The sequence below is a fragment of the Methanoculleus chikugoensis genome (assembly GCF_019669965.1).
In the GTDB taxonomy this organism is placed as follows: Archaea; Halobacteriota; Methanomicrobia; order Methanomicrobiales; family Methanoculleaceae; genus Methanoculleus; species Methanoculleus chikugoensis.
Window position 1 is genome coordinate 1,387,330 of sequence record NZ_AP019781.1, and the last position, 24,533, is coordinate 1,411,862.

General features: G+C 61.2%; 15 protein-coding genes. 12 read left to right on the plus strand and 3 right to left on the minus strand.

The window, feature by feature from the left end; genetic code table 11:
- Positions 1-20: 20 nt before the first annotated feature.
- The 9 genes from MchiMG62_RS07065 (at position 21) to MchiMG62_RS07100 (ending at position 9,582) form a co-directional block, all read left to right on the plus strand.
- A complete protein-coding gene (locus MchiMG62_RS07065) occupies positions 21-590 on the plus strand; it encodes a cupredoxin domain-containing protein (protein WP_244987609.1) in 570 nt (189 codons plus the stop codon).
- A 127-nt stretch (positions 591-717) separates the two neighbouring features.
- Positions 718-2,334: a cytochrome ubiquinol oxidase subunit I gene (locus tag MchiMG62_RS07070; RefSeq protein WP_221056361.1), complete on the plus strand. Its 1,617-nt coding sequence runs from the start codon at positions 718-720 to the stop codon at positions 2,332-2,334.
- The gene (locus MchiMG62_RS13305) at positions 2,331-2,453 is read left to right on the plus strand and encodes a hypothetical protein (protein WP_280636141.1); all 123 of its coding nucleotides are present in this window, start codon (positions 2,331-2,333) and stop codon (positions 2,451-2,453) included. The genes MchiMG62_RS07070 and MchiMG62_RS13305 overlap by 4 nt, the downstream gene beginning before the upstream one ends.
- Positions 2,454-2,466: 13 nt before the next feature.
- Entirely contained in the window at positions 2,467-4,092 is a 1,626-nt protein-coding gene (locus MchiMG62_RS07075) for a cytochrome ubiquinol oxidase subunit I (protein WP_221056362.1), read from the plus strand.
- A 124-nt stretch (positions 4,093-4,216) separates the two neighbouring features.
- On the plus strand, positions 4,217-6,493 hold the full coding sequence (locus MchiMG62_RS07080; RefSeq protein WP_221056363.1) for a fasciclin domain-containing protein: 2,277 nt from the start codon (positions 4,217-4,219) through the stop codon (positions 6,491-6,493).
- 81 nt (positions 6,494-6,574) lie between these two features.
- Positions 6,575-7,777, plus strand: coding sequence for a universal stress protein (locus MchiMG62_RS07085; RefSeq protein ID WP_221056364.1), 1,203 nt, complete (start codon positions 6,575-6,577; stop codon positions 7,775-7,777).
- A 1-nt stretch (position 7,778) separates the two neighbouring features.
- The gene (locus MchiMG62_RS07090) at positions 7,779-7,979 is read left to right on the plus strand and encodes a hypothetical protein (RefSeq protein WP_221056365.1); all 201 of its coding nucleotides are present in this window, start codon (positions 7,779-7,781) and stop codon (positions 7,977-7,979) included.
- A gap of 9 nt (positions 7,980-7,988) precedes the next feature.
- Positions 7,989-8,927, plus strand: coding sequence for an ABC transporter ATP-binding protein (locus MchiMG62_RS07095; protein ID WP_221056366.1), 939 nt, complete (start codon positions 7,989-7,991; stop codon positions 8,925-8,927).
- Positions 8,917-9,582: an ABC transporter permease gene (locus MchiMG62_RS07100; protein WP_221056367.1), complete on the plus strand. Its 666-nt coding sequence runs from the start codon at positions 8,917-8,919 to the stop codon at positions 9,580-9,582. The genes MchiMG62_RS07095 and MchiMG62_RS07100 overlap by 11 nt, the downstream gene beginning before the upstream one ends.
- A gap of 206 nt (positions 9,583-9,788) precedes the next feature.
- Here MchiMG62_RS07100 and MchiMG62_RS07105 read toward each other — a convergent pair whose 3' ends face one another.
- A complete protein-coding gene (locus MchiMG62_RS07105; RefSeq protein ID WP_244987610.1) occupies positions 9,789-14,210 on the minus strand; it encodes an Ig-like domain-containing protein in 4,422 nt (1,473 codons plus the stop codon).
- Between the two features lie 1,295 nt (positions 14,211-15,505).
- Here MchiMG62_RS07105 and MchiMG62_RS07110 point away from each other — a divergent pair.
- The 3 genes from MchiMG62_RS07110 to MchiMG62_RS07120 are packed head-to-tail and all read left to right on the plus strand — an operon-like array spanning position 15,506 to position 20,153.
- A complete protein-coding gene (locus tag MchiMG62_RS07110; protein WP_221056368.1) occupies positions 15,506-16,684 on the plus strand; it encodes a glycosyltransferase family 4 protein in 1,179 nt (392 codons plus the stop codon).
- The gene (locus MchiMG62_RS07115) at positions 16,633-17,883 is read left to right on the plus strand and encodes a glycosyltransferase family 4 protein (RefSeq protein WP_221056369.1); all 1,251 of its coding nucleotides are present in this window, start codon (positions 16,633-16,635) and stop codon (positions 17,881-17,883) included. Before MchiMG62_RS07110 ends, MchiMG62_RS07115 begins: the two co-directional genes overlap by 52 nt.
- Before the next feature lie 8 nt (positions 17,884-17,891).
- Complete coding sequence (locus MchiMG62_RS07120) at positions 17,892-20,153, plus strand: DUF2206 domain-containing protein (RefSeq protein WP_221056370.1); 2,262 nt, start codon at positions 17,892-17,894, stop codon at positions 20,151-20,153.
- Between the two features lie 266 nt (positions 20,154-20,419).
- Here MchiMG62_RS07120 and MchiMG62_RS07125 read toward each other — a convergent pair whose 3' ends face one another.
- Together MchiMG62_RS07125 and MchiMG62_RS07130 are read right to left on the minus strand one after the other, a co-directional pair.
- On the minus strand, positions 20,420-21,655 hold the full coding sequence (locus MchiMG62_RS07125; protein ID WP_221056371.1) for an oligosaccharide flippase family protein: 1,236 nt from the start codon (positions 21,653-21,655) through the stop codon (positions 20,420-20,422).
- 338 nt (positions 21,656-21,993) lie between these two features.
- Complete coding sequence (locus MchiMG62_RS07130; RefSeq protein WP_244987611.1) at positions 21,994-24,510, minus strand: CARDB domain-containing protein; 2,517 nt, start codon at positions 24,508-24,510, stop codon at positions 21,994-21,996.
- Positions 24,511-24,533: the final 23 nt, after the last annotated feature.

Sequence of the window (24,533 nt, forward strand, 5' to 3'; positions counted from 1 at the left end):
CATATGATATGGTCTCCCCCATGAGACCCAGCGTAATCCTTCTGGTCGCGCTCCTCATCGTGAGCGCCGGAGTCCTGGCCGCTGGATGCACCATGCCGGGCGGAAATGTTACCGCACCGACGGCCCCGCCGACCGGGACCGGGACACCGTCCGTTACAGCAACGGTAACGACACCAACCGGAACCGAAACCCCTGCCGCAACGGCGACAACGGCGGCGGCAAACGCCACAACAGTAGCAACCACAACCACGGCAGCAGCGAACACCACAACCACGGCGACCACCGCAGCGGGCGGTCAGGCTACGACCGTCGATCTCACCGCCGAGAATATCAAGTTCGACAAGAGCACGATCACCGTGCCCGCGGGAGCGCAGGTGACGGTGAACTTCACCAACAAGGACAACGGCATCCCGCACAACTTCGCGGTCTACACCGACTCCTCCGCGAGCCAGAATATCTTTAAGGGCGAGATCGTCACCGGCCCGGCGACGACCACTTACACCTTCACGGCGCCCGCGACGCCCGGCACCTACTTCTTCCGCTGCGACGTCCATCCCCAGCAGATGACCGGGGACTTCGTCGTGCAGTAACTGCGTCCATCGATGGGAGATCCGGAGGATCTCCCAATTCCTCGCTCCCGGTGTCGCCCGGCATAACGTTTATATGTCCGGCTCCCCATGCCCGGGCCGGGGGGGGACGAGAACGCAGGCAGGTGGAATGCCGCCGGCATCCGGCGAGTACGATACTCGCGGCGATATCTGGAAGATCGCCGGGATCCTGGTCGCGCTTGCGCTCTTCATCATCGTCCTCTACGGTTACGTCATACCCCTGCAGGGCGGGCTCATATCCTCGACGGCGATACGTTCCAGCGACCTTTCGGGGGCGGAGCCGCAGTTCCAGGAGCAGATGCCCATCCAGGAGGTCGACCTCGGGGCTTCCGGCCGGTCGATCTTCATCGCGTTCGTGATGCTCACCCACATCCTCTTTGCGAACCTGCACCTCGGGGGCGCCTGGGTGCTCCTCTCGCTCGTCATCCTCTTTCTCGCCTCCCGGAAAGAGCGCTACAGCCGTCTCGGGAAGTCGGTCGCGCTCTTCAACGTCATCCTCTTCTCGGCCGGGGCGACGCTCGCGGCGACCGGGGTCTTGTTCTTCATCGCGCTCTACCCGACGTTCGCCACGCAGGGATTTCACATCTACTGGTGGCCGCTCCTCGTTGAGGCGATCCTCTTCGGGGTCGAGATCTTCTTCGTCTACACCCTCTGGTTCACCTGGGCCCGGATCGGGGCGGCCTGGCACGTCCTCCTCGCCGTCGGCTACCCGGTCTCGATCTACCTGCAGACCCTCGCCATCGACACCTTCGTATCGGGAATGCTGACGCCGGGCGCGAAGACCATCACCTGGGGGGCGCCCGGCCTTCTCGGCATGCCCTGGGCTGAGTACCTGCAGTGGTGGTTCAACCCCACGCTCTGGCCGCTCCAGTCCCACCGGGTCGCCGCCGCAATCTCCTTCTTCGGTTTCCTGCTCGCGTTCCTCGCTATGCTCCACTTCCACGACCGGACCGATCCGCCGTCGAAGAAGTACTGGGACTGGGTGGGTTCGTTCGGCATCCTCTGGGGGCTGCTCGGCCTCATCGCCCAGCCGCTCCTCGGCCTGTGGTATATGTACACCATATTCACCCACCAGAACCAGGCCTTCACCAACATCATGACCGGACCGCGGGCGTGGGAGATGCTCATGATGGTCGGCCTGCTCTCGCTCCTCATCGTCACCGTCTCGGTCTACTTCGTCGAGCGGCGGGAGCGTCTCCTGGTCCGGCTCGGCCGGCACGACATCAGAACCCTCTTTCGGGCGTTCGCCCTCATCGCCGGGGTGGCGGGGCTCGTCCTCGTCCAGCCGGCATGGCTCGGGGGGATCATGGAGCACGACGCCGGGACCTGGCTCAATCCGATCGGGATCATGTACTACAAGCACATCGCCCTCCTCGTCTTGATTGCCATCGGGGCGATCATCGTCGGCATCGACCTCCTGGCCCTCCGCGGGCGCCGGGACGAGGAGTGGGGCAACCTCTCCCGGGCGTCCCGCATGGCGGCGCTCATCGCCGGGGCGCTCGGCACCTGGATCGTCATCGTTATGGGGTATGTCCGGGAATCGGCGCGCTCGCCGTGGTTGTTCTATCAGATCGTCCCCGTGCCCGGGGAGCAGACCTACCCGACGCCGGTGCCGGCCTACCAGATCTTCGTGCTCTGGCTGATCATCCTCGGGCTGGTCTTCGCGATCTTCTGGTTCACATCCCGGGTGACATCCTATCACCCGGAGCGGGAGGAAGAGGTATGAGCCGGAGACGGGGCCGGGCGCTGATCTACGTCATGTGGGTCGCGATCGCGGTCTACATCGGGGTCGCGATCTACGTCTTCTGGCACTTCGGGTTCACGAAACTTCCCCCGCCGTTTTAGAGGAGGTACGGGAATGGTTACACGGGAAACAAGAACGGCGGAAGAGGGGTCGGGGAGAAGACTGCGCCTCATATCCGCGATCATCGTGGCGATCGTAGCCTACCTCATCTTTCTTGCGGTCGTCATCGTCCCGCTCCAGGGCGGGACGATACCCTCGACAACCATCCTTGCGAACAATCTCAGCGAGAGCACCGCAGACTACGCCACGTCCGGCATACCCATCCAGAGCGTCGGGGATATCAGCCGGTCCGCCGTCATCGCGTTTACCATGCTGATCCACGTCGTCTTTGCGAACCTGCACGTCGGGGGCGCCTGGGTGATCGCGGTCACGGCGCTCCTCTACTTCCGATACCGGCGCATGCGCTACAGGAACCTGGCCCGGTCGCTCACGCTCTTTGTCCTCATCCTCTTCTCGGCGGGGTCGACGTTTGCGGCGGGGGGGATGATGGCCTTTATCGCGCTCTTCCCGGACCTCTCCATGAACGTCTTCCACCTCTACTGGTGGCCGCTCTTTGCCTACTTCATCCTCTATGGGGTCATCATCCTCCTGCTCTTCACCTTCTGGTTCGCCTGGGACCGGATCCGGCCCGGCGTGCACCTCGCGCTCGGGTTCGGCTACGCGGTCAGCGTCTTTGTCCAGACCGTCACCATCGATACCCTCGCCGCCGGGATGCTGACGCCGGGCGTGAAGTCGTTTACCTTCACCGAAGCAGGGCTGCTCCCGATGACGCTTGACCAGGCGATGGCGCTCTGGTTCAACCCGACCCTCTGGGAACTCACCTTCCACCGGGTCGCCGCCGCAATCGCCTTCTTCGGGTTCCTGATCACGACCCTTGCGACCGTCCACTACATCGACCAGAAAGACTTCGCCGCAAAGAAGCAGTGGGACTGGGTGGCTGCATACGGGATCGCCTGGGGGCTCGCGGGGCTGATCATGCAGCCGATCCTCGGGCAGCTGTACATGACCGCAATCCAGGAGAACGCGCCCTCCGCCTTCACGATGATCATGCACGGCCCCCGGGCCTGGGAGATGCTCATGATGGTGACGCTTCTTGCCGGGCTATTTTTGACCATCGGGACCTACTTCCTCACCCGCCGAGACCAGCTCCTTTCCCGGCCGGAGAACCGCACCATCCGGACGATCTTCAAGGGATTCCTGGTCATGACCGCCGTCGCCGGGTTCATCCTCGTCCAGCCCGCCTGGCTCGGCACGCTCTTCATCGACGACCCCGGGGCCTGGATCAACCCGATCGGGGGAATGCCGCTGAAATACGTCGCCCTCTTTGTTATGGCGGCGATCGGTGCTGCGATCGTCATGCTCGACGTCATCGTCCTGACGAGCGAGGAGAAGGAAGGGCAGTGGGGCTACCTCACCCGGGGTTCGCTCCTTGCCGCCTTCACGGCCGGTATCCTCGGGACGGCGATCGTGAACGTGATGGGGTTCGTGCGAGAGTCGGCACGCGCACCCTGGACGTTCTACCAGATCATCCCCGTCCCGGGCGGCCAGGCCTACGCGACCCCCCTCCCTCTGCCGGTTATCGCCGGGGTCTGGGCGATCGTGCTCGTGCTCTCGTGGGTGGTCTTCTGGTACGTCGCGAAGGTGACGGCGTACCACCCGGCGGACGAAGACTCCGTCTGACCCCGACGGGCGAGAATCCCGCGAGGATAGATAGATCTCACAAATCCAGACCCGCACCGGGCCGGGATGCGACCGGAGGATCGGGCACAACTATTATCTACCCCTGTGTCATGTCCGGACTCGCATGACAAAAGTTACCCTTGTCATAGCATCCCTCCTCCTGGTTCTCGCGCTCGTTGCGGGTGCGGGGGCGCAGGTGGTGGGATCGAGCAATGTCAGCGGTACCAACGAGAGTTCAAACCAGACGACAGGAAACGCAACGGACCTCACGAACGCCGGATCCCCGCTTGATGCGGCATTCGAGAACAACGCATCCCATACGAACCTGACGCCGATTCCGAGTTTTGCGGCCAACATCGGCCTTGAACTCATCGCAGGGAACTTCACCTCACCCATGATGGTCGCATCGCCTGACGACGGGACCGGGCGGCTCTTCGTCGTGGACCAGATCGGTCTCGTGAAGATCGTCGATCCGAACGGTACCGTGCTTCCCGAGCCGTTCCTGGATCTCCGGGACAAACTCGTCGGCCTCAGCCCGACCTACGACGAGCGCGGCCTGCTCTCCATCGCGTTCCACCCCGATTTCAAGACCAACGGTAAGGTCTACGCGTTCTACAGCGCACCCTTGAGACCGGAAGCTCCCGAGGGATGGAGTTGCACGAACCACATCTCTGAGTTCCAGGTCGATCCCGAAAACCCGAACACGGTGAACATGACCTCCGAGAAGGTCCTGATGTACATCGACAAGCCCTACCAGAACCACAACGGCGGACAGCTCGCCTTCAGTCCCGCCGACGGCTATCTCTACATATCCCTCGGTGACGGCGGGAAGGCGAACGACGTCGGGAACGGGCATACCCCCGGTATCGGGAACGCCCAGGATCTCACGAAGATCTACGGCAAGATTCTCCGGATTGACGTGGACAGTACCGCCACCGGGGGCATGCCGCAGCCGACCATGACCGCGGCGGCGAACCAGACCGGGAACGCGAGCGTCAACCGGACGGAAAACCCGCCCGAACCGACGTGGACGACGTTTGCCGGCAGCCTCTACGGCATACCGTCCGACAACCCGTTCGTGGGGACCCAGCCTGAGATCCTCGACACCTACGCCTACACGGCGGTTCCGGCCGAGATCTATGCTTACGGGTTCCGGAACCCCGCCTACATGGCCTTTGACTCCGGCGGCAACAACACGCTCTTTGTCGCCGATGCGGGGCAGAACCTCTTTGAGGAGGTGGACGTCGTCCTGAACGGCGGGAACTACGGCTGGCACATCCGCGAGGGCACGCACTGCTTCGACCCGAACGCCACCACGGCCCCCGGTGCGTCCTGTAATATCACCGGGCTCCAGGGCGAGCCCCTGATCGGCCCCATCTTCGAGGGCGGCCATGACCTCGGCGTCGTCGTCGTCGGCGGCAACGTCTACCGCGGGACGGCCGATGTCGGGCTCCAGGGCAGGTACCTCTTCGGCTACTGGAGCGACAGCCGGACTGTAGGGAACGGCACCCTTCTCGCCGCGACACCCCCGACGGGATGGGCCGAGGGGGCGCTGCCGCAGACTGCCGCGAGCCTGACGCCCGAAGAGAACGCCATGTGGGATGCCCAGATGGTGAACATCACCGCCCGGAACAACGAGACCCTGGGCGCGTTCCTGCGCGGGTTCGGCGAGGACACCAGCCAGGATATGTATGTGCTGACGAACGACGTGGGAGGCCCTGACAACGCCACCAGCACCGGCAAACTCTGGAAGATCGTGCCGCCCACCGCCGTCACTCCGGCCCCGACGACGATGACGCCCGCGGTCGCGCATACCCCGGCACGGAACCAGACCCAGAACATGACCCGGAACATGACCCAGAACATGACGCAGAACCAGACCGGCGCCATGACCGGGGGACAGGGGATGGGAGCGGGTGCAACCCTCCCCTTCTCCCTCTCCTTGCCGGATCCCGCCGGGAAGATCATGGAGGTCCTTTTATCGACCGAGACCAGCATCCCCCTTGAGGAGAGCCCCGCGTTCGGGAACTTCACGCTGTTCACGGGCCTCCTCCAGTCGACGGGCGTTGCCGCGAGGCTTGAGGGTCCCGGACCGTATACGGTGTTCGCCCCGACCGACGCTGCGTTCGACAAGATGGACCCCGGCACCCGCGAGTCGGTCCTGAACGGCTCCGCGAACAGCACGGAGATCGTGCTCTACCATATCGTAAACGGCTCCTACACGCTCGATGGTCTCCGAAACGCCTCGACGCTCCGGACCCTGCAGGGCGGGAACCTTACCGTGAACGCTACCGGCCCGGCCGTCATGGTGAACAACGCCACGGTCGCAATCCCCGAACTTCCGGCCGACAACGGTGTTATCCAGGGCATTGACACCGTCCTGCTGCCGTCCGGGACCTGATCTTCACGCCTCCGTTACGGCCCGGCCAACCGTACCCGAAGCATTTATGCCGTTTGTGCCGCTCTTCTGCCTTGTTTGTGCATGATGTATCAGCAGGTCTTCGTCGGTGTGGACGGATCTCCCTGTTCCGACCTGGCGGTGGACGCGGCCCTGGCCTTCGCCTCCGCCGCCGGCACGGGCAGGTGCACCGGCTGCCACGTGTATGCCGCCCGGATGCACCGGCAGCGCTTTGAGGATATGGAGCCGGGCCTCCCGGAGCGCTACCGGGAGGAGGAACGGCTCGGCCCCCTGCGGGCGACGCACGACGACCTGATATCCGGCGGAATGGCGCTCATATCGGACGCTTACCTCGCGCCGCCGGCGGCGAAGGCTGCCGCACGGGGCGTCCCGTTCGAGCCGGTTACGGCCGAGGGAAGGGGCTACGTCGAGTTCCTCCGTCTCATCCGGGAGCGCCGGCCGGATCTTACGGTGCTCGGCGCGACCGGGCACGGGCAGACGCCGGAGATCCCCCTCGGGAGCCTCGCCGAACGGGTGCTCCTGTATGCCCGCGAAGGGGATCTCCTGCTGGTGCGGCGGCCCTGGAACCTGAAGAACCGGCCGGTTGTCGTGGGCGTGGACGGGAGCGACGCAAGTTACGCGGCCCTGCACCGAGCGGCCACGATTGCCGCTGCATTCGATGCGCCGCTCGAGGCGGTGGCCGTCTACGATCCCTTCTTTCACGCCGGTGTCTTCCCGGTCATCGCCGACGCCCTGCCGGAAGATGCGCAGCGCCGGTTCAACTTTCCGGCCCAGGAACGCCTCCACGACGAGATCATCGACCGGGGCCTCGAACACCTCTACCGGCGGAACCTGGAACGCGGGGCGGCCCTCGCGCGAACCCTGGGCGCCCGGGTCCATACGGCGGTCGTTGCCGGCAGGGTCTGCCCGCAGGTGCACCACTACGCGGCGGCCAGGGGGGCGGGGCTCCTCGTCCTCGGCCGCTACGGGCTCCACCGGGAGGAGGCGTCGCTGGTCGGGTCGAACGCCCTGAACCTCGCCCGGATGAGCACCACGAACGTCCTCGTCGTCGCGCCGCCGGCAGGACCGATCGCGGTGCCGGACCTGCCTATCGACGCGATACCCTGGACCCCGGAGGCGGAGGCCCTCCTTTCGCGGGTGCCGCCGTTTGCGCGGGGGGCGGCGCGGACGGCGATCGAGGAGCACGCCCGGGCCCGGGGCCTCTCCCGGATCACGGAGAGCGCCGTGCAGGACGCGGCCCGGCGGTTCGGTATGGGAGGCGGTTAGCGTGCAGGTCCCCGACGCCCGGGTGGTCGTCTTTACCCGGGTGAAACGGTTTGCCCCCGACTTTCACCGGCATATCCTGCGCGGGAAGGTCATGGGGCAGACCGTCCGCCCGGGCGACCGGATCCTCGTCTACGAGGTCGCCGAGACCATCCCCGGAGGGGCGGTGCGGGTCACCCGGTCCACCCTCCTTGAGTTCCGGTGAGAGAGAGCGATGGCTGTCTCCCTGCGTGACGTGACGAAACGGTTCGGCTCCGTCCGGGCGCTTGATAGGGTCACGCTCGACGTGGGGGAGGGAGAGATCCTCGGCCTCCTCGGCCCCAACGGGTCGGGGAAGTCGACCCTGTTGAAAGTCGTCGCCTGCCTGATCTCTCCCGACGAAGGGACCGTCACCCTCCCGGCGGCCGGGCGGGCGATGATGCGCCGCACCGGGATGCTCTTTGACCATACCGCCCACTGGGAGACGCTCACCGGCTACGAGAACGCCCGGTTCTTTGCCCGCTCCTACGGCATGGACCCTTCGGCGGCGCATGACCGGCTCGAAGACCTGTTCTCGCGCTTCGGGCTCCGGGAGCGGCGGGACGACCCGGTCTCTACCTACTCCTACGGGATGCGGCGGAAACTCGGCCTGATCGAGGCCCTGGCGCACGAGCCCTCCCTCATTCTGCTGGACGAGCCGTCGATCGGCCTAGACTACCGGGCGAGGATCACCCTTGCCGGGCTGCTCCGCACGGCAGCCCGGCGGGGGGCTGCGGTCGTCTTCTCCACGAACGACGTGAGCGAAGCGGCAGGTCTTGCCGACCGGGTTGCTCTCTTCGACCGGGGCAGGCTGCTCGTCTCGGGGGAACCGGCCGCTCTCGTCCGGTCGCTCGGTGCGAAGGTGACGATCGACCTCCGGCTGACGGCGCCGGTCGCGCTCCAGCCGCTCGGCGAGGTCCCCGGCGTCGAGAGCGTGGGCGCGGAGGAGCGGGAGGACGGATTTTGCGTGACGGTGATAGCCGCGCCGGACGAGTCCAGCCCGTCGTTTCTCCTCGCCCGGATCGTCCACGCGGTGGCGAGAGAGGGCGGGATGGTCGTGGGCGTCGATCTGCGGGCCCCGGGGCTCCCGGATCTCTTTCTCGCGTATACGGGGGAGGGGGCAGATGCACCCTGACTCGTTCTTCCAGAAGGAGCTCCTCGAAGACCTCCGGAACCGCCGGGGGCTCATCCTCAAGTTCGCCCTGCCGGCGGCGCTCCTGCTTCCCCTCATCCTCGCCGACGTGCCCGCATCCCTGCAGGCTGCCGGCATCACGGTCGCCGTCGTCTTCTCCGGGGTCTTCGGGTCGTCGATCGGGCTCGTCCGCATCCGCGAGAGCGGCATGCTGGACCGGATGGCCCTGCTGCCCGTCTCTCCCCGCCGGCTGACCGCCGGATACGTCCTCGCGAACGCCCTCCTCGACGGGACGCAGGTCGCGATCCCCCTCGCCGCCTTCCTGCTCGTCCACCCGCCGGTCCCGGCGGGGATCCTGTATGCGGTTGTATCGTTCGCCTCCGCCGTGGTTGCGGCAAACGCTCTCGGCGTCCTGGTGGCGGTCGTCCCGGGCTCATCGGGCGAGGGGCACCTTTATGCGGTCGTCACGGTCATGGCCGCCATCGCCCTCTCCGGGCTCGTCGCGCCCGCCCCGTATACGCAGGTTTTTCTCCCCTTCTGGTACCTCTACGCGGCCCTCCTCGCCGCCCCGGAGGCATTCGCCCTCGCCCCGGTCCTCGCCGCTCTCCTCCTTGGGTCCGTGCTCGCGATCTCCCCCGGGCTGTTCCGGTCGCGATAATTCGGCAGGACCGGGGCGTGAGAAGACCGACGGTCCGGATATCCACGCGCCGGACCCCGGATGCAGCAACAACCGCGAGTACTGGGAAGCGCTCCGGAAGAAGGACAGGGGATCCCCGTAGAGGTGGACGAGTCGCGGGGAGTCCTGTCGAACCCGGGTCTCCGTCGTTCCGGGAGCGGCAGGAGAGGTGCGCTAAAAAAGTAGGGTTAGTGTCTCCTCCTCGCCCAGAGGAGGAAGGCCAGCGGTGCAAGGAAGGGCGCGTAGACGAGCGGTGCCGCGGGTGTCGTCGTCGCCGCGACGGTCGGCCCGGTCGTCATCGTTTCTGTCCCTTCGGGCGTCGCGGTAGCCTCTGTCGTGACGTTCGTCTCCGCCGTCATGGTCGTGTTCTCCGGCATCGCGGCGATGGCGAAGGTGGAGAACCCCGGAGTGGTCGCCCGGAAGCGGTACGATCCGCTCTCTTCACCGAGGACCTCGGTCTCCAGGATCTGCCAGCCCCCGTTGACGTAACGCATGAGCCTGACGTCCTCCGGGAGCATGTCGTGCTCCTCAAGCCACTTCGCCGGGATGGTGAAGGTCAAGGTCGCGCCGCCGATCTGGTTCGGGTTCGCCCATGATACGGCGATCTCGACGTACTCGTAGGTGCTGCCGCCGGGAGGCGCCGCCAGGTTGGGGCACCCCGTCTCCTTCACGGTCATCAGCAGCCGCGGGATGTTGTCGGCCGCCGTGATAGCGATGCTGCCGACCGACGTGACGTCGATACCCGAGAACGTGTGCGTCTCGCCGCTCTTTAGATCCTCACAGATCCCTGCATAGTGGGTGCGGGGGCTCCAGCCGCCATCGTTTGCCGACCCGCCGTTGTTCCCGGGATTGGGCGTGGGATCGGGCGTGGGATTGGGCGTGGGATCGGGTGTGGGGTCGGTCGTGGGCGCCGCCGTGATGGTGACCGTGGCCGTTCCTTCAACGCCGCCGGCACACGCCGTCACGTCCGTGGAGCCCTGTGAGAAGGCTGCGAAGAGGCCCGAGCGGTCGATCGTGCCGATATCGTCGTCGGAGCACGACCATCTGACCCTGACCCAGTCCATCTCGATCTCGCACTGGTCGAACACCGTGGCCGTGAACTCCCGGGTTCCTCCGGCCGTGAGCGTGGCGTCAGGCGGGGCGACCTCGATGCAGGCCGGAACCGGGAGCGAGGGCTCGACGGTCACGCAGGCGGAGCCGGAGACCCCGTTCGCCGATGCGGTGAGAGTCACTTCCCCTTCCGCAAGAGCGGTGAAGGCGCCGCTGCAGAGATCGATCTCGCCGACGCACGGGTCGCTGCTCTCCCAATCCACATCGACGTCCATGGGGAGACCGTACTGGTCGAACCCTCTCGCAGTGAGCGTCAGGCAGTTCCCGGCCGGGATGCAGAAGTCGGACGGGCTGACCTCGATCCGCGCAAGTTCAGGCGCCGTCGACCGGACGGTCACCGTCGCGGTTCCAACCTCGTCGACTCCGTCGATTGTTGCGGTGACGGACGTGGTTCCCCCGCAGAGCGCGGTGAAGAGGCCGCTGGACTCGTCGATGGTCCCGACACCCTCGTCTTCTTCGCATGACCACCGGGTAATCATGGAACCTGCGTTGTCCTGCAGGTCATGCACGGTCGTGAACTGCCACTTGTCCCCGCGGTTCAGGATGATCGCCGACGGGGAGACCACGACACCTGCGGATTCCTCGGTGACCTCTATCTCCGCCGTCCCAGCGACCCCTTCGGCCGATGCGGTTACGGTCGCCGTGCCCGCGGCGTGGGCCGTGAAGAACCCGGTGTCGTCGACTTCGCCGACGGTCTCAGCGCAGCAGCCCCACTCGATTGTAACGTCGGGTATCTCGCAGCCGTCCTGGTCGAGGGCGGTTGCGGTGAACGCCGCGGTGTCGCCGGCGGCGAGCGTTATCGCGGCCGGGGTGACGACGATGGACGTCACGACCGGGTCGTTGCAGTTCACGGTGACGGTTGCGGTTCCTTCAGCACCGTCTCCGCATGCGGTGATGGTCGCCGTGCCGCCGTCACGGGCGGTGAAGACGCCGCACTCATCGATGGTGCCGACGCACGGATCGCTGCTCTCCCAGGTGATCTCGGCGTCCTCGACGATGTTGCCGAACCGGTCGAACGCGACGGCACGGAACTCCAGTTCGTCGCCGGTCTCGAGTTTTGCCGCCGACGGCACGACCGCGATCTTCGCGAGCGGAGGCTCTTCTTCGCAGACGGTGATGGCTGCTTCCGCAGAGCAGGTGCCTGCCGTTGCGGTTACGGTCGCGGTTCCCGCGGCAAGGGCGGTGAAGCGTCCTTCCCCGTCGATGGTCCCGACGGCTTCGTCGCTGCAGGCCCAGTCGATCTCACCGGCGGGCATGGCGTTGCCGTTCTGGTCGTGGCCCGTCACCATGAATCTCTGGATGTCCTCGGCGTCCAGTGTGGCCCGGGGCGGTGTGAGCGTGATACTCGTGAGCACCGGCTCTTCCGGCCCTACCGGGTCCTTGGCGGTGATGGTGACGGTAGCTTCTCCGGATTTGCCGTCTGCCGACGCAACGATGGTTGCGGTGCCCGCGGCCTTCGCGGTGAAGACACCGGTACCGTCGATCTCGCCGACGGTCTCATTGCTGCACGACCAGATGACCGCAACGCCGGTCATTGCGCCGCCGAACTGGTCGAGGACGGTTGCCGAGAACTGCTGTGTGTCGTCGATGGCGAGCGTGGGCGTGGACGGTGTGACCGTGATGCTTCTTGCAACCGGTGCTTCGTCGGTGACGGTGACGGTAGCTTCTCCGGATTTGCCGTCTGCCGACGCAACGATGGTCGCCGTGCCTGCGACCTTTGCGGTGAAGACGCCGGTACTGTCGATCTCACCGATGGTCTCGTCATTGCACGACCAGTTGAACTCAACGCCGGTCATTGCGTTGTCATCCTGGTCGTAGGCGGTCGCGTTGAACTGCTTCGTCGCGTTGAGATCAAGTGTGAACGTGGACGGGTCGATCGCGATGCGCGTCACGACCGGTACTACCGGTTCGTCGGCGGTGACCGTGACGGTCGTGGTTCCGGGGACGCCTTCGGCGGTCGCGGTAATGGTCGCGGTGCCTGCGGCGAGAGCGGTGAAGAAGCCGCTGGCATTGTCGATGGTTCCGACGGTTTCGTTGTCGCACGACCAGTTGAATGCAATGCCGTTCATCTCTTCTTCGAACTGGTCGAAGGCGGTTGCGGTGAACTGCTGTGTGCCGTCGATCTTCAGGGTGGGCGTGGGCGGTGTGAGTGTGATACTCGTGAGCACCGGTTCAGCGGGGTCTTCTGCGTTGACGGTGACGGTCGCGGTTCCGGGGACGCCTTCGGCGGTTGCAGTGATGGTCGCGGTGCCCGCTGCATGGGCGGTGAAGAGACCGGTGCCATCGATGGTGCCGACGGTCGTGTTACTGCACGACCAATTGAACTCGACGTCGGTTATTTCAAGGTCGTTCTGGTCGAAAGCGGTCGCGTTAAACTGCTCGGTGTCGCCAATCTCCAGGGTGGGCGCGGAGGGGTTAACCTCGATGGTTGTCAGTTCCGGTTCGACCGGTGCTCCCGGTTCGTAGACGAATATGTAGAGGTTCGAGTCCGAGCCACGGCCCCTCTGCCAGACGATGGTGTTTCCGCTGATGGCGGGGTAGAGATGTTCGTCAAATCTGTCTTCGGCCAGACCAACGGACATCTCTTCTCCACCGGAGAGGTGGTCGTACATGAAGATGCTCCGTCCCGAAGGCCGCATGTCCTCCCAGGCGATGATGCTCGCGCTGATTGCCGGCGAGACCTGTTCGGAAGTGTCGAACGTGATCCTCTGCTCTCCTCCGGACGGATCGTCGAGATCAGTCATGTAAATGTCGGCGTTCACCCGGCGATCTTCCCATGTGATGATGCTCCCGTACAGCGACGGCCAGGATTGTGTCACCTTGTTCGTGGATACCGGGCCGGACGTTCCTGCATCGATATCGTAGTACCAGACTCTCTCACCGTCCGACGCGTTTACCCAGGCAACATACCTCTCAGAGAGAGCGGGCTTGAACTCAGTGCTCCCGCCAGAAATCGTCGTCTTTGCGTCAGCGTCGATAGTGGCCTTCACGGCCCCCTCGCGGATGTCATAGAGGACGATGTTTGTGCTGCCGGTACTGTCGTCGTACCAGGCAACGTAGTCCCCGCGGACGATGGGCATCCACTGTTTGCCCGGGTCGGTTGTGAGCTGTGTCTCTTCACCCGTCGAGCGCCGGTGGAGGTAGATATCCCAGTTCCCGTTCCGGTTGTCCTGCCAGACGATGTAGTCTCCTGAGATGGACGGTTTCTCCTGCGAGGCAGGGTTATCCGTTATACTCTCGCCCGAGTAGGAAGGATACTGCATACCCCGATATGGATCTGCCCTGAATTTGTCTACCGTCCCAAAGTAGATGTCCTTGTTACCGTTCCTGTCGTCTTCCCAGACGATCATGTTGCCGTCGATATCAGGCCATTCCTGCGCTTTATTGAAGGGAGAATAGAGATCCTCCCCCGGCGCAGCCTCTACCGCCATGACCGGCGGGATCAGCAGCCCGATCGCGACGACTGCGCACAATAGTAGCAGATATGTGTGTTTTGTCATTTTTCCCCCTTGACAATCGCTCCCTGTCCGCAGGACGGCGGCGCGGACCTTCCGGTAGCGCAAACAGGCTGGCTAAAGCAGGTGCTCGCCGGAGCGTCCGGCAGACGGAGAGCGAATTCCGATTTAAGACCCGGTCATATGGTAGCCGGTGAGTGGGTGGATGGCGGTATAAATATATATCCTTTACGGTGATTTATTCTCGAATTTTTATAATAAAAACAGGGATCTCGTATGCATCCTTATGGGCAGAGAGAGATCCGGAGGGAGCTTTTTCAAACTGCTTCCTGCCGGCGGGGGAGGAGGCCGGTGGCCGCGTATATTCTCCCCCGGACCATTCCTGTCGCGAATTTTTCGTTAAATCTCTTGCAGAAGGACCGGGTGCCCGGCCGGGCGGCGCATCACCGCAAGGTCCCGCCGGTTCTTCCGCCTGGCGACCCACACCACGGCGTCGTAGCGGGTTCGTCGGGGCGTTCGTGCAAGTAGCGGGCGGACGCATCAAGCCTGCCCGGCTCCTTTCCCCGGTCAAGGCCCGAGTGGGAGAGCGGAGCCATTTCATCCCGACAATATTTCCGGCAGTGTCTGCAGAAACGCTGCTGATTTTCTGCGAAACTCTTCCCATACGGCTGAGACGGTAAGCATTCGACCGGGGCGCACCCTATCGGGGAAGATGAAAGGGGGACCCTGGTCTCCGTCGCAGACCGTTCTGTTTGCCAATCAAACCCCCGGGGAGGTGAGCATATCCGTATTTCTATATTAATGATTGAATATTTTGAGCAAAGTATTATATATTCCGAGTGCCAGCATGGAACTCGACACCTAAGGAGGGAGTGATATTCGGCGACACGCTCACCTGCTGGAGTTTTGCTCGATCGATACGAAATGTAGGCCTCCTCGGCATCCAGACATAGAGTGCCGGCGGTTGAGCGGTACCTACCCTGCAGAGGATGTCGGATGATGTCGGTACGGCTGCAGGACGTTGGGGATATCCCTCCCGGGACAAACAACGGGAAAAATCCGTTTGCGAGGGTGCGGGAGGAACCTCAGCGGAACGATCGGCTTTCCGGGGATCTGGAGACGATCTCCTCCGACGCCGGCAGCCGGAGCCGGAACCACCGGCCTACTACAGACGGTGAGGAGACACTCACCTGCAGCCCTGCAGCCTGCCCGTACCGCATCGGAGAGCATGGGCTCGCATCCCTCGCCGAATGCGGGGTCCGGCTTCTCCCTTTGTCCCGCCGGAACTACTACGCCGGCATAATCAGACGACGGCTCAAGCAGCAGGTTTGTGATCGCGTATGAAGATTCTCCAGGTGACACCGTTCTTCAAGCCGAGCTGGGAGTCCGGGGGTGTGGCACGTGCGGCATATGAGATCTCAAAGCGTCTCCAGAGAGCAGGCCACGACGTCACTGTATATACGACGAATCGGAGCACTTACCCGACCGGGCTTCCCACGAACAGACCCCTCAATGTCGAGGGGATGAAGGTTTACTATTTTGAAAATTTACGGAAGTATTTTCCGGGCACAGCAGCACCGCCCATAGTCCCGTACTATTTACCGTTCGTTGCACGCCGGGATCTGCAGAATTATGATATAATTCACATCCACGAGCACAGGACGCTCCTTGCGGCCATGGTAAGTCATTATGCCAGGGAGTACGGCGTTCCCTACGTCCTGCAACCACACGGCTCGCTCCCGAAGAACAAAACCCTGGGTAAGGCCAGGGTGAAAAATGTCTTTGATTTTATCTTCGGATCCGCCATTTTAGATGCTGCATCAAGACTGATCGTCATGAACAGCATGGAAAAGGAGCAGAATATACTGATGGGCATTCATGAGGATAAGATCGCCGTTATTCCCAACGGCATCAGTTTCGAGAGGTGCGTTACCGCCAGGAGCAAGGGGGAGTTCCGGAAATTTTGCGGAATAGAGAACGGAAGCAATCTCATTCTATACCTGGGCAGAATCGATAGAATCAAGGGGATCGATTTTCTGATAGAAGCGTTTTACCGGCTGGTACAGGAACAAAAAGACGCCATCCTGGTCATTGTCGGGCCGGAATGGGGTTACAAACGGGAACTCGAGGAGAAAGTACGGGCTCTCGGTATTCAGGACCGGGTACGGTTTGTCGGGTATATCGATGATGTCGGCTTTGCCTACCAGGATGCCGATCTGCTTGTCTATCCGGGAAAGTATGAGATATTCGGGCTTGTTCCGTTCGAGGCGATCATGAGCGGAACTCCGGTGATTGTGACAGACGGCAACGGCAGCGGAGAGCTCATCAGGAAAGGCGACTGCGGCCTGACGGTACGATACGGAGACTGTGCGGATCTGGCGGAGAAAATGGCATTCTGCCTTGAAAATCCCGGGGAAGGGAGAAAAATGATTCAGCGAGGACAGGAGTTCGTTCGAGAGAATCTGACATGGGACCGGGTCGTGGAAAAACTCGAACAGGAATACCGGAAGTGCCTATGAACATACTGGCGATCCCGACAACCGTCGGGTTGTCAAAACCCCAGAGCGGGGGCCAGAACAGGTTTTGCAACCTTGTCAAGTGCCAGGCCGCAAATAACCGTATCGTTGTGCTCGAACCGGCTCACCTGTATGATGAGAGCGATGACGATGTCGCGCAGGTATACACCTATCACGATATCGAGGCGCTCCGGAGGAGACTATCCATATTCAGGGACATCAATCCCGATTTCATCCGTAAGGCGGCACGGATCATCAGGGACGAAGAGATCGATCTCGTCCAGATCACCCATCCCAGCGGAGCATTGGTGGCCAGGCTGCTCGGTCTCCTTACGCGCAGGAAGATAACGGTAGTCTACGATGCTCACAATGTCGAATCTGATTTCATTCAACAGACCTTTGCGAACCATAACCACTACTCCCTGGTGGAGCGGAAACTCATACCCGCCTATACGAATTTACTGGAGAGGGTCTCCTGCAAGTACCTCGTCGACCACATCACCGCCGTGAGCGACAATGATGCAGGTACGTTCAGGAGAAGGTATCATCTCAAAGACGGGACGATCAGTGTCGTTCCTTCGGGTTGCAGTATCCGTCCGCGGATATCTGATGAAGCAAGAACCAGGATTCGCGAAGAGATGGGGCTGCATCCCGCGGATATTGCCGTATTCTTCCACGGTCTCTACAGGCATCCGCCGAACCGGGAAGGGTTCGATCTTATTCAATCGTATATCGCGCCTCGTTTTGCCGATACAAACCCGGACGTATCATTTGTCATCGGTGGAACGCAGGTTCCGAAGTTTGAAGAAGCAAACGTCAGGTCGCTTGGATTCATCACCGATATCCAGAATATTGCCGGCGCCGATATCGCCATCGTACCTCTGAGAAGCGGAGGAGGAACAAGACTGAAGATATTCGATTATATGAGCGCCGGTCTCCCCATCGTGACCACGAAGAAAGGAATCGAAGGAATCGATGCCGAACATTACGAGCATGCGATCATCGTCGACGACATCGACGAGGAGTTCATAGCAGGGATCAGGTATCTGATCGACGATAAAGACGAACGGAAGAGAATCGGAGATAATGCTCGAGCACTGGCCGAAGCGAAATACGACTGGCGAATAATCGGAGGGAATCTGGAAGACCTGTACCGGACGCTGGTTTCGGGGTCAGGTGCCCGTCATACCGGCTTCGCATAGATGGTGCCATGCAGATCCGAAACCCCATTACGCTAAACGACTGGAGGATCCGGAGTTATTTCATTGCGATCCTGGTGTTCCAGCTGGGGCTGCTGGTTATACAACTCCTCGGGAGTACGAACTCGCATATCCTGGTTCTGCAGGCGATCCTGGGATTTGCTTTTTTCTCATTTATTCCGGGCATAATCGTCCTCAGAATCATGAGGGTGCATTATCTAAGCACCATCGAGACGCTTCTCTATGCAGTTGGATTGAGTATAGCAATCCTCATGTTCACCGGATTGCTCATGAGCGTGCTTTATCCCCTCGTTGGGATCTCCCGGCCGCTGTCATCCGGTTCAATCCTGATGACGATCAACGTCACGACATCGATCCTGCTCTTGCTCAGCCTCGTCCGAGATAAAGAACCCGTCGAATCGGGCTATATCGATACGGAGATGGTTCTCTCGAGACCTGCGCTTCTCCTGTACCTGGTGCCGCTGCTGACAATTATCGGGACCTATTTTGTAAACCAGTATCACAGCAACGGAATTCTCATGCTGGTGATCGCGTTCATCGCGGTTATCCCTATACTGGTTGGATTTGATCGGGTGATCCCGGAAGCACTGTATCCTCTGGCGATCTTATCCATCTCCGTCTCGCTGTTGCTTCACACATCGCTCATATCCCTGTATCTCTGGGGCTACGATATCCACTATGAGACGTTCCTTGCAAACCTCGTCATGGACAACGCATTCTGGGACTCCACAAGTCCCGGAAACGTGAACGCAATGCTCTCCGTCGTCCTGATGGCTCCGATCTACTCGTATATCACGGGACTGGACCTGACATGGGTGTTCAAATTAGTCTATCCGCTTACGTTCGCCCTTGTGCCCCTGGGACTGTATCATGTTTTCCGAAGGCAGGTGGAGGCAAAGAGCGCTTTCCTTGCATGCTTCTTCTTCGTCTCGTTCATCATATTTTACGCGGAAATGGCCTCTCTGGCGCGTCAGGAGATTGCAGAACTCTTTCTCGTCCTGCTCATCATGCTCATGGTCGCGAGGAATATACCCAGAACAACGAATTTCACGTTATTTGTTGTATTCGGTGCCTCTCTGGCTATCTCGCATTACGGAACATCGTATATCTACCTGCTCGCCCTCATCGCGGTCTGGCTCTACATGACGCTCTCCTCGATCGCCGCAACCCGCGGCGATACTATGCTCAACCGTTCGCGAACAGCAGTGGGGGAGAGATCATCAGGCGGAGGCTCCTTGAGCCGGAAAGACGATGGAAGGACGATAACGCTCGCCCACGTCCTTTTCTTTACCGGATTCACGCTCGGGTGGTATATGCTCGTCGCGGGAGGGACATCCTTCGATACAATCGTATCGATCATCGATCACATCGGCAATACGATCTTTGTGGACCTGCTGAACCCCGAGGCAACCGAAGGACTGGATCTTCTCATCAGTACTCCTCAATCGCCCCTGCATACTGTCGCCAAGGGCCTCCACCTCATAACTCTGGCACTCATCGTCGTCGGGTTCATCGCCATCTGTTTCCGGCGCACCAACACCAACTTTTCACGGGAATACGTTGCGTTTTCTTTTATTGCGCTCCTTTTCGGAGTTGCGGGCGTCCTCGTACCGAACTTTTCCAGCACACTCAACACCTCGAGACTGTACCAGATTGTGCTCATCTTCCTTGCCCCGCTCTGCGTTATCGGCGGCATCAGCATACTTGCGGCACCGGGAACATACATCAGTAAACTCCGGAGCGGATGGCTCACGGGACGGACGCCGCTGGTACTGATCTCGGTTCTCTTCTCACTGCTGTTCCTCTTCAGTACAGGCTGGATCTACGAGTGCGCCAACGATCAGCCGTCATCCATCGCGCTAAGCCAGGATTCGATCAAGAAATACGGGGGCGATACACCGAAAAATGTCTTCTATGGAACGTTCATACCGGAGCACGACGTTTTTGGTGCCCGCTGGCTGGGTGAGTACATGAGGGACGGTTCGATCGTCTATGCGGATAGAACACGGAAAGACAATGTACTGACTTCCTACGGCAACCTCGCGAGGAACCCCCCCTTTTTGCCCAAAACAGACTTCAAACCGGTTTGGGGCGCATATACCTATCTGGGCACATATAACGTCGTCGAGCGCTCTGCAAGCGGTCCTGAGGAGTATTATGATCACTGGAGCATCGAAGAGATATATCCCGCGATCTACCGCAACAACAAGGTGTATTCAAACGGTCAGAGCGGGATCTATCGGAACGAGTGATGCTCCCTCCGTCCCGGGTTCGGCGTTCGCTCTTTGACGTCCGGGTGTGCACGGGAGAGCGGATCACGGGTAGTGCCCCGGCATATACCTGATAAATTTCCCATATCGGGCTCTGGTAAAGTCCTATTCCGGCTGTCATTCACGTCTGCATGCCGCGGATCGTGGCGGCTCGCGGGGAGGGGTGGGGGTGATGATAGGATGGCAGGCAAGCGCGGGAACACCCGGAGGGATCTCAGACTACCAGGTGTTCGCAGGGCACTACCGAATCACAGAACGTACCGCCTGGCCATGGACAGCACGACAACGATGCCGATCGATGCGTATGTCAGGATCCATGCATACCCCACACCGAGGATCCCGAACTGCAGCATCAAGGCATAACTGGATCCCAGAAGCAGGATGAAAATGATGGCGCTGATGACGATCAGGCTCTTCAGCCCGTACTGGACTTTCTTGATTGCAATAAATACTTCTGAAAACGAGAAGAAAAAACTTGAAATCGCCAGAACCTTGACTAGTTCGAGCCCTGCTACATAATCCGGACCGATCAAACCGAGGATATACTCTCCAAATACGAAGAGGCCCACAACCGCCGGAACGAGCAGCGCAAAAATTCCGGCGAGCGATTTCAGCACGTTTCTCTTCAGTGCTTCGCCGTGGCTCCCCTCGACAAAGAGCGATGTCGTAAATGACGTGGGTATGAGGAATAAGAACATGACAATCGCATACGCAATGAAGTACTGAGCGGCTTGTTCTGCACCGAGAATGTTCAACACAAGGATCGGGAGGATCGTGCTCGGGGCCGCAATGAGCAATCCGGAAATGTAGTTTCCTGCAGAGAAGCGAAACGAATCGAGCAAAAATTCCTGATCAAGGCCGGATAGATGAATCCCCGACCTGTAGAGCAGGAAGACCGAAACTATGAGGGCGATGATGAACGAGAGACCCAGCGAACTGAAGATTCCAAGTGCTCCGAGAAAAACCAGGGGAATGAGAATAAGGAGCCTTGAACCGAAAAGGAGGCTCTGAAGGAAGTAGAACTCGGATTTCCGCAGTGCAACGAACGCTGCACCGATGAAGGCCGTTACGGAGTTGGCTATCAGAAAAGCGATGTAGAGGAGCGCATAGTCCTTGACCTGGTGCAGCCCGGGCGACCAGATATCCACCGTAGCTATGAACAGAACTCCCAGGACAAGCCCGAATAGTGTCGTGACGGTTATTGCCGTCCCGAGGACTCTGGATTTATCCCGCGTCGGAAAAAACCGTATGATCGATTGATCGAACCCGAGCTTCGATAAGAGGATCAGCATCCCCATGGATGAGATAAGGGCCGTTGCAACTCCTACGTCTTCTTGCGGGTAGAACCGTGCTGCAAGCATCCAGAAGATGAAACCAAAGCCTGCACTTGAGATTGATGTGATGATGATGAAGAACGTGTTCCTGTACAGCGGGTCTACAAGATAGGTCTTCAGCTCAATGGGGCTTTTTGGGAACGCGTGCATTACCCCCCAATGGATGTATCGCGTATATCAAATTATCCGTCCTGAAGGCTCTCCTGCACCGGTATCGCCGTATCGAGGGGGCCCATTCCGGCAAAAAAGGATCCAGAACGGCCGGCATGTCCACGCATCCTCCTGTTCAGCGAGAGGCGCGAAGTGCGGTGTCGCCGTAGCCCGAAAGAGCATGGGCTGTTACTGACGACGGATCCGGGCAGCCCCGGATCAGGTGAAAAAACCTGTCCATAATCAATATGACCACGTACTGCACAGGTGTTACGGGGCGGTACCCGTGGCAAAACCGGGAGGAGAGGAGGGATCAACCACTCCTCCCGGCAGACGCTTTAGAGAGAAGAGGTCCTGCCGAAGAAGACGTCGGCGATCAGGGCAACATCCTTCCAGTCCACGGTGCCGTCTCCATTAACGTCGGCAGCCGGGTCGGACGGCGTTGTTTTCTGCGCCATCTCGGCAGCGATCGTCACGTCGACCCAATCGACGTTGCCGTCTCCGTTGAGGTCGCCCCTGACGGGAACCGGCAGGTTTTTGACGATAATCGCCTTGCTCATAACGTTGTTCGTCTCGTCGCTTTCGGCGATCCGGTTGACGTCGTCGACGGTGGCCTTCACGGTGTGCGTGCCCACCATGGCTTTCCAGGTTGCACCGGCCGAGCCGCCGTTCGCGGTCAGGGTGACCGATGCACCGGGAGCGATCGCCGTGGCGTGGGTGTCCGACCAGGCGCCGGGGCCTGCAGCACCGTCATCGAACGTGAAGAGGACGCCGTGCTTGGTGCCCGCAGGCGTGGGGGCGGTACCCTGGTTCTTGATCGTGGCCTTGAGCGTCACTGCATCCCCCGTGGCCGGGTTTGCCGGCGTCCAGGCGATGTCGGTCACCACCAGGTCCGGCTTCCCGGAGGGGGCCGGCGTGGTGGGGGTGGGGGTCGGGGTGGACCCCGACGCGGCCTTCGAGACCGCGATCTGTTCGGTGCGAACGTTGTTGGCCTCGTTCGACTCAGCAATCCGGTTGACGTCGTCGACGGTGGCCTTCACGGTGTGCGTACCCTCGACGGCCGTCCAGGTTGCACCGGCCGAACCGCCGTTCGCGGTCAGGGTGACCCAGGAGCCGGGGGCGATCGATGCCGTGTGGGCGTCGGACCAGACCCCTGCACCGGCGGCACCGTCATCGAACGTGAAGAGGACGCCGTGCCGGGTGCCCGCAGGCGTGGGGGCGTCGCCCTGGTTCTTGATCGTGGCCTTCAGCGTCACCGCATCCCCGGAGGCGGGGTTTGCCGGCGTCCAGGCGATGTCGGTCACCACCAGGTCCGGCTTCCCGGAGGGAGCCGGCGTGGTGGGAACGGTCGGGGTCGGGAGCGGGGTGCTGCCGGGCCTGACGACCGTACAGTCGGTGATCCTGACCGCTCCCGAGTTGACGCTGCTCGTCGTGATTCCCGACGAACCCACCGGAAGCGTATTCGAAACCGTCTTGATACCTTCAACGACGACGTTGTTGGTCCCTCCTCCCGCTACGGTGAACGGCGTCGCCACGTCGGATACAATGCTCCCGGTGAATTTTGAATTGGATGCGCTGTTCACCGTGACAAGTTTGGACGCGCTGTTCCCTGAGGCATGGATGTCGAGGTTTGAAGAGACAAAACCCACTCCCAGTGCGGGGTCTCCTATCAGAGCGCCGACACCGTCGATGCCTCTTGGGTTGGTCATCGTGAAGTTCTTGATCTGGACGTAGTCGACGAGCGTTGCGTAGAGACCGCGACCGTGGGAGTTGATGCTCGCGCAGTTCTCCATGACGATCGAGGGGTTGGCGTTTGTCAGCTGCGACTGTACGATGAAGAACGATGTCGGCTTCACCGCTGAGTAGTCGGTCTTCCCCCGGCCCGTCTCGAAGTCCGTGCAGTCGTACAGGTAGACGCCGTCAGGGTAGCTGAAGAAGAACCCGTAGGCGCTGTTCCCTTCCGCGGTGCAGTTGTTGAACGTGTACGAGCCCTTCGGCGCGTAGTAACCGGAACCGAAGTAGTCCTCGCCGCCCAGGCTGTAGGTCTTCGGGAACGGCTTCTGGCCGTTGTTTCTGCTGATGCAGTCGGTGAGAACGATATCCTTCTTGGTTGGACCGTACTCGAAATGGAACCCGGACTCAAGCGTGCCTTCGGCGACACACCGGGTCACCCGCAGGTTCTCGATGTCGTTGAGTTCTGCGAAGTCGAACCCGGTAACCCAGGGGTTGTAGGCGCTGTATCGACCGCAGTCGATTGCCTTGCAGTCGGTATACCGTACGTTCTTGTGCACCTTGTAGTTGGTGCCCCATGAACTGTGGAGAAACCCGTAGGTTCCGGGACTGTCTGCAACCACCCGGGTGAACTCGATGTCCTCGATGTTCTTGTTGCCGAGACCGACGGAGCGCACATAGAAGAGCCCCTGGATGGTCCGGTCGGCAGTTCCGGTGACGTCCCGGACAGCGTTGTGACCTGCACGGATGTACACCACGCCGAAGTCGCGCGATGCGCTGTAACCGGTGCCTTTGACATGGAAGTTCTCCAGCGTCACGTATTCGGCATCGACCCGGAGAATCCCGTCGTTCGTGAACCGAATAAAGGTCTTGTCATCGCCCTGGCCGGAGAGAGTCGTATGTGCCTTGGGCAGAATGCTTCCGGCGCAATTGAACGTCCCTTCCGTCAGCTGGACGGTTCCGCCGCTGGCGGGGAGGGCGTTGATGGCGTTCTGGATCTCCGCCTGATCGTTTGATCCGTCACAGACGTAGTCGGCCTGTGCCTTCGCTGTGCTGGTGCTGTCACTTGCAGCCACGGTTATCGTGGCCGTGCTGGGCTCCAGTGCTCCGACAAACGGCACCATGCCGAATACCAGGAACACTGCAA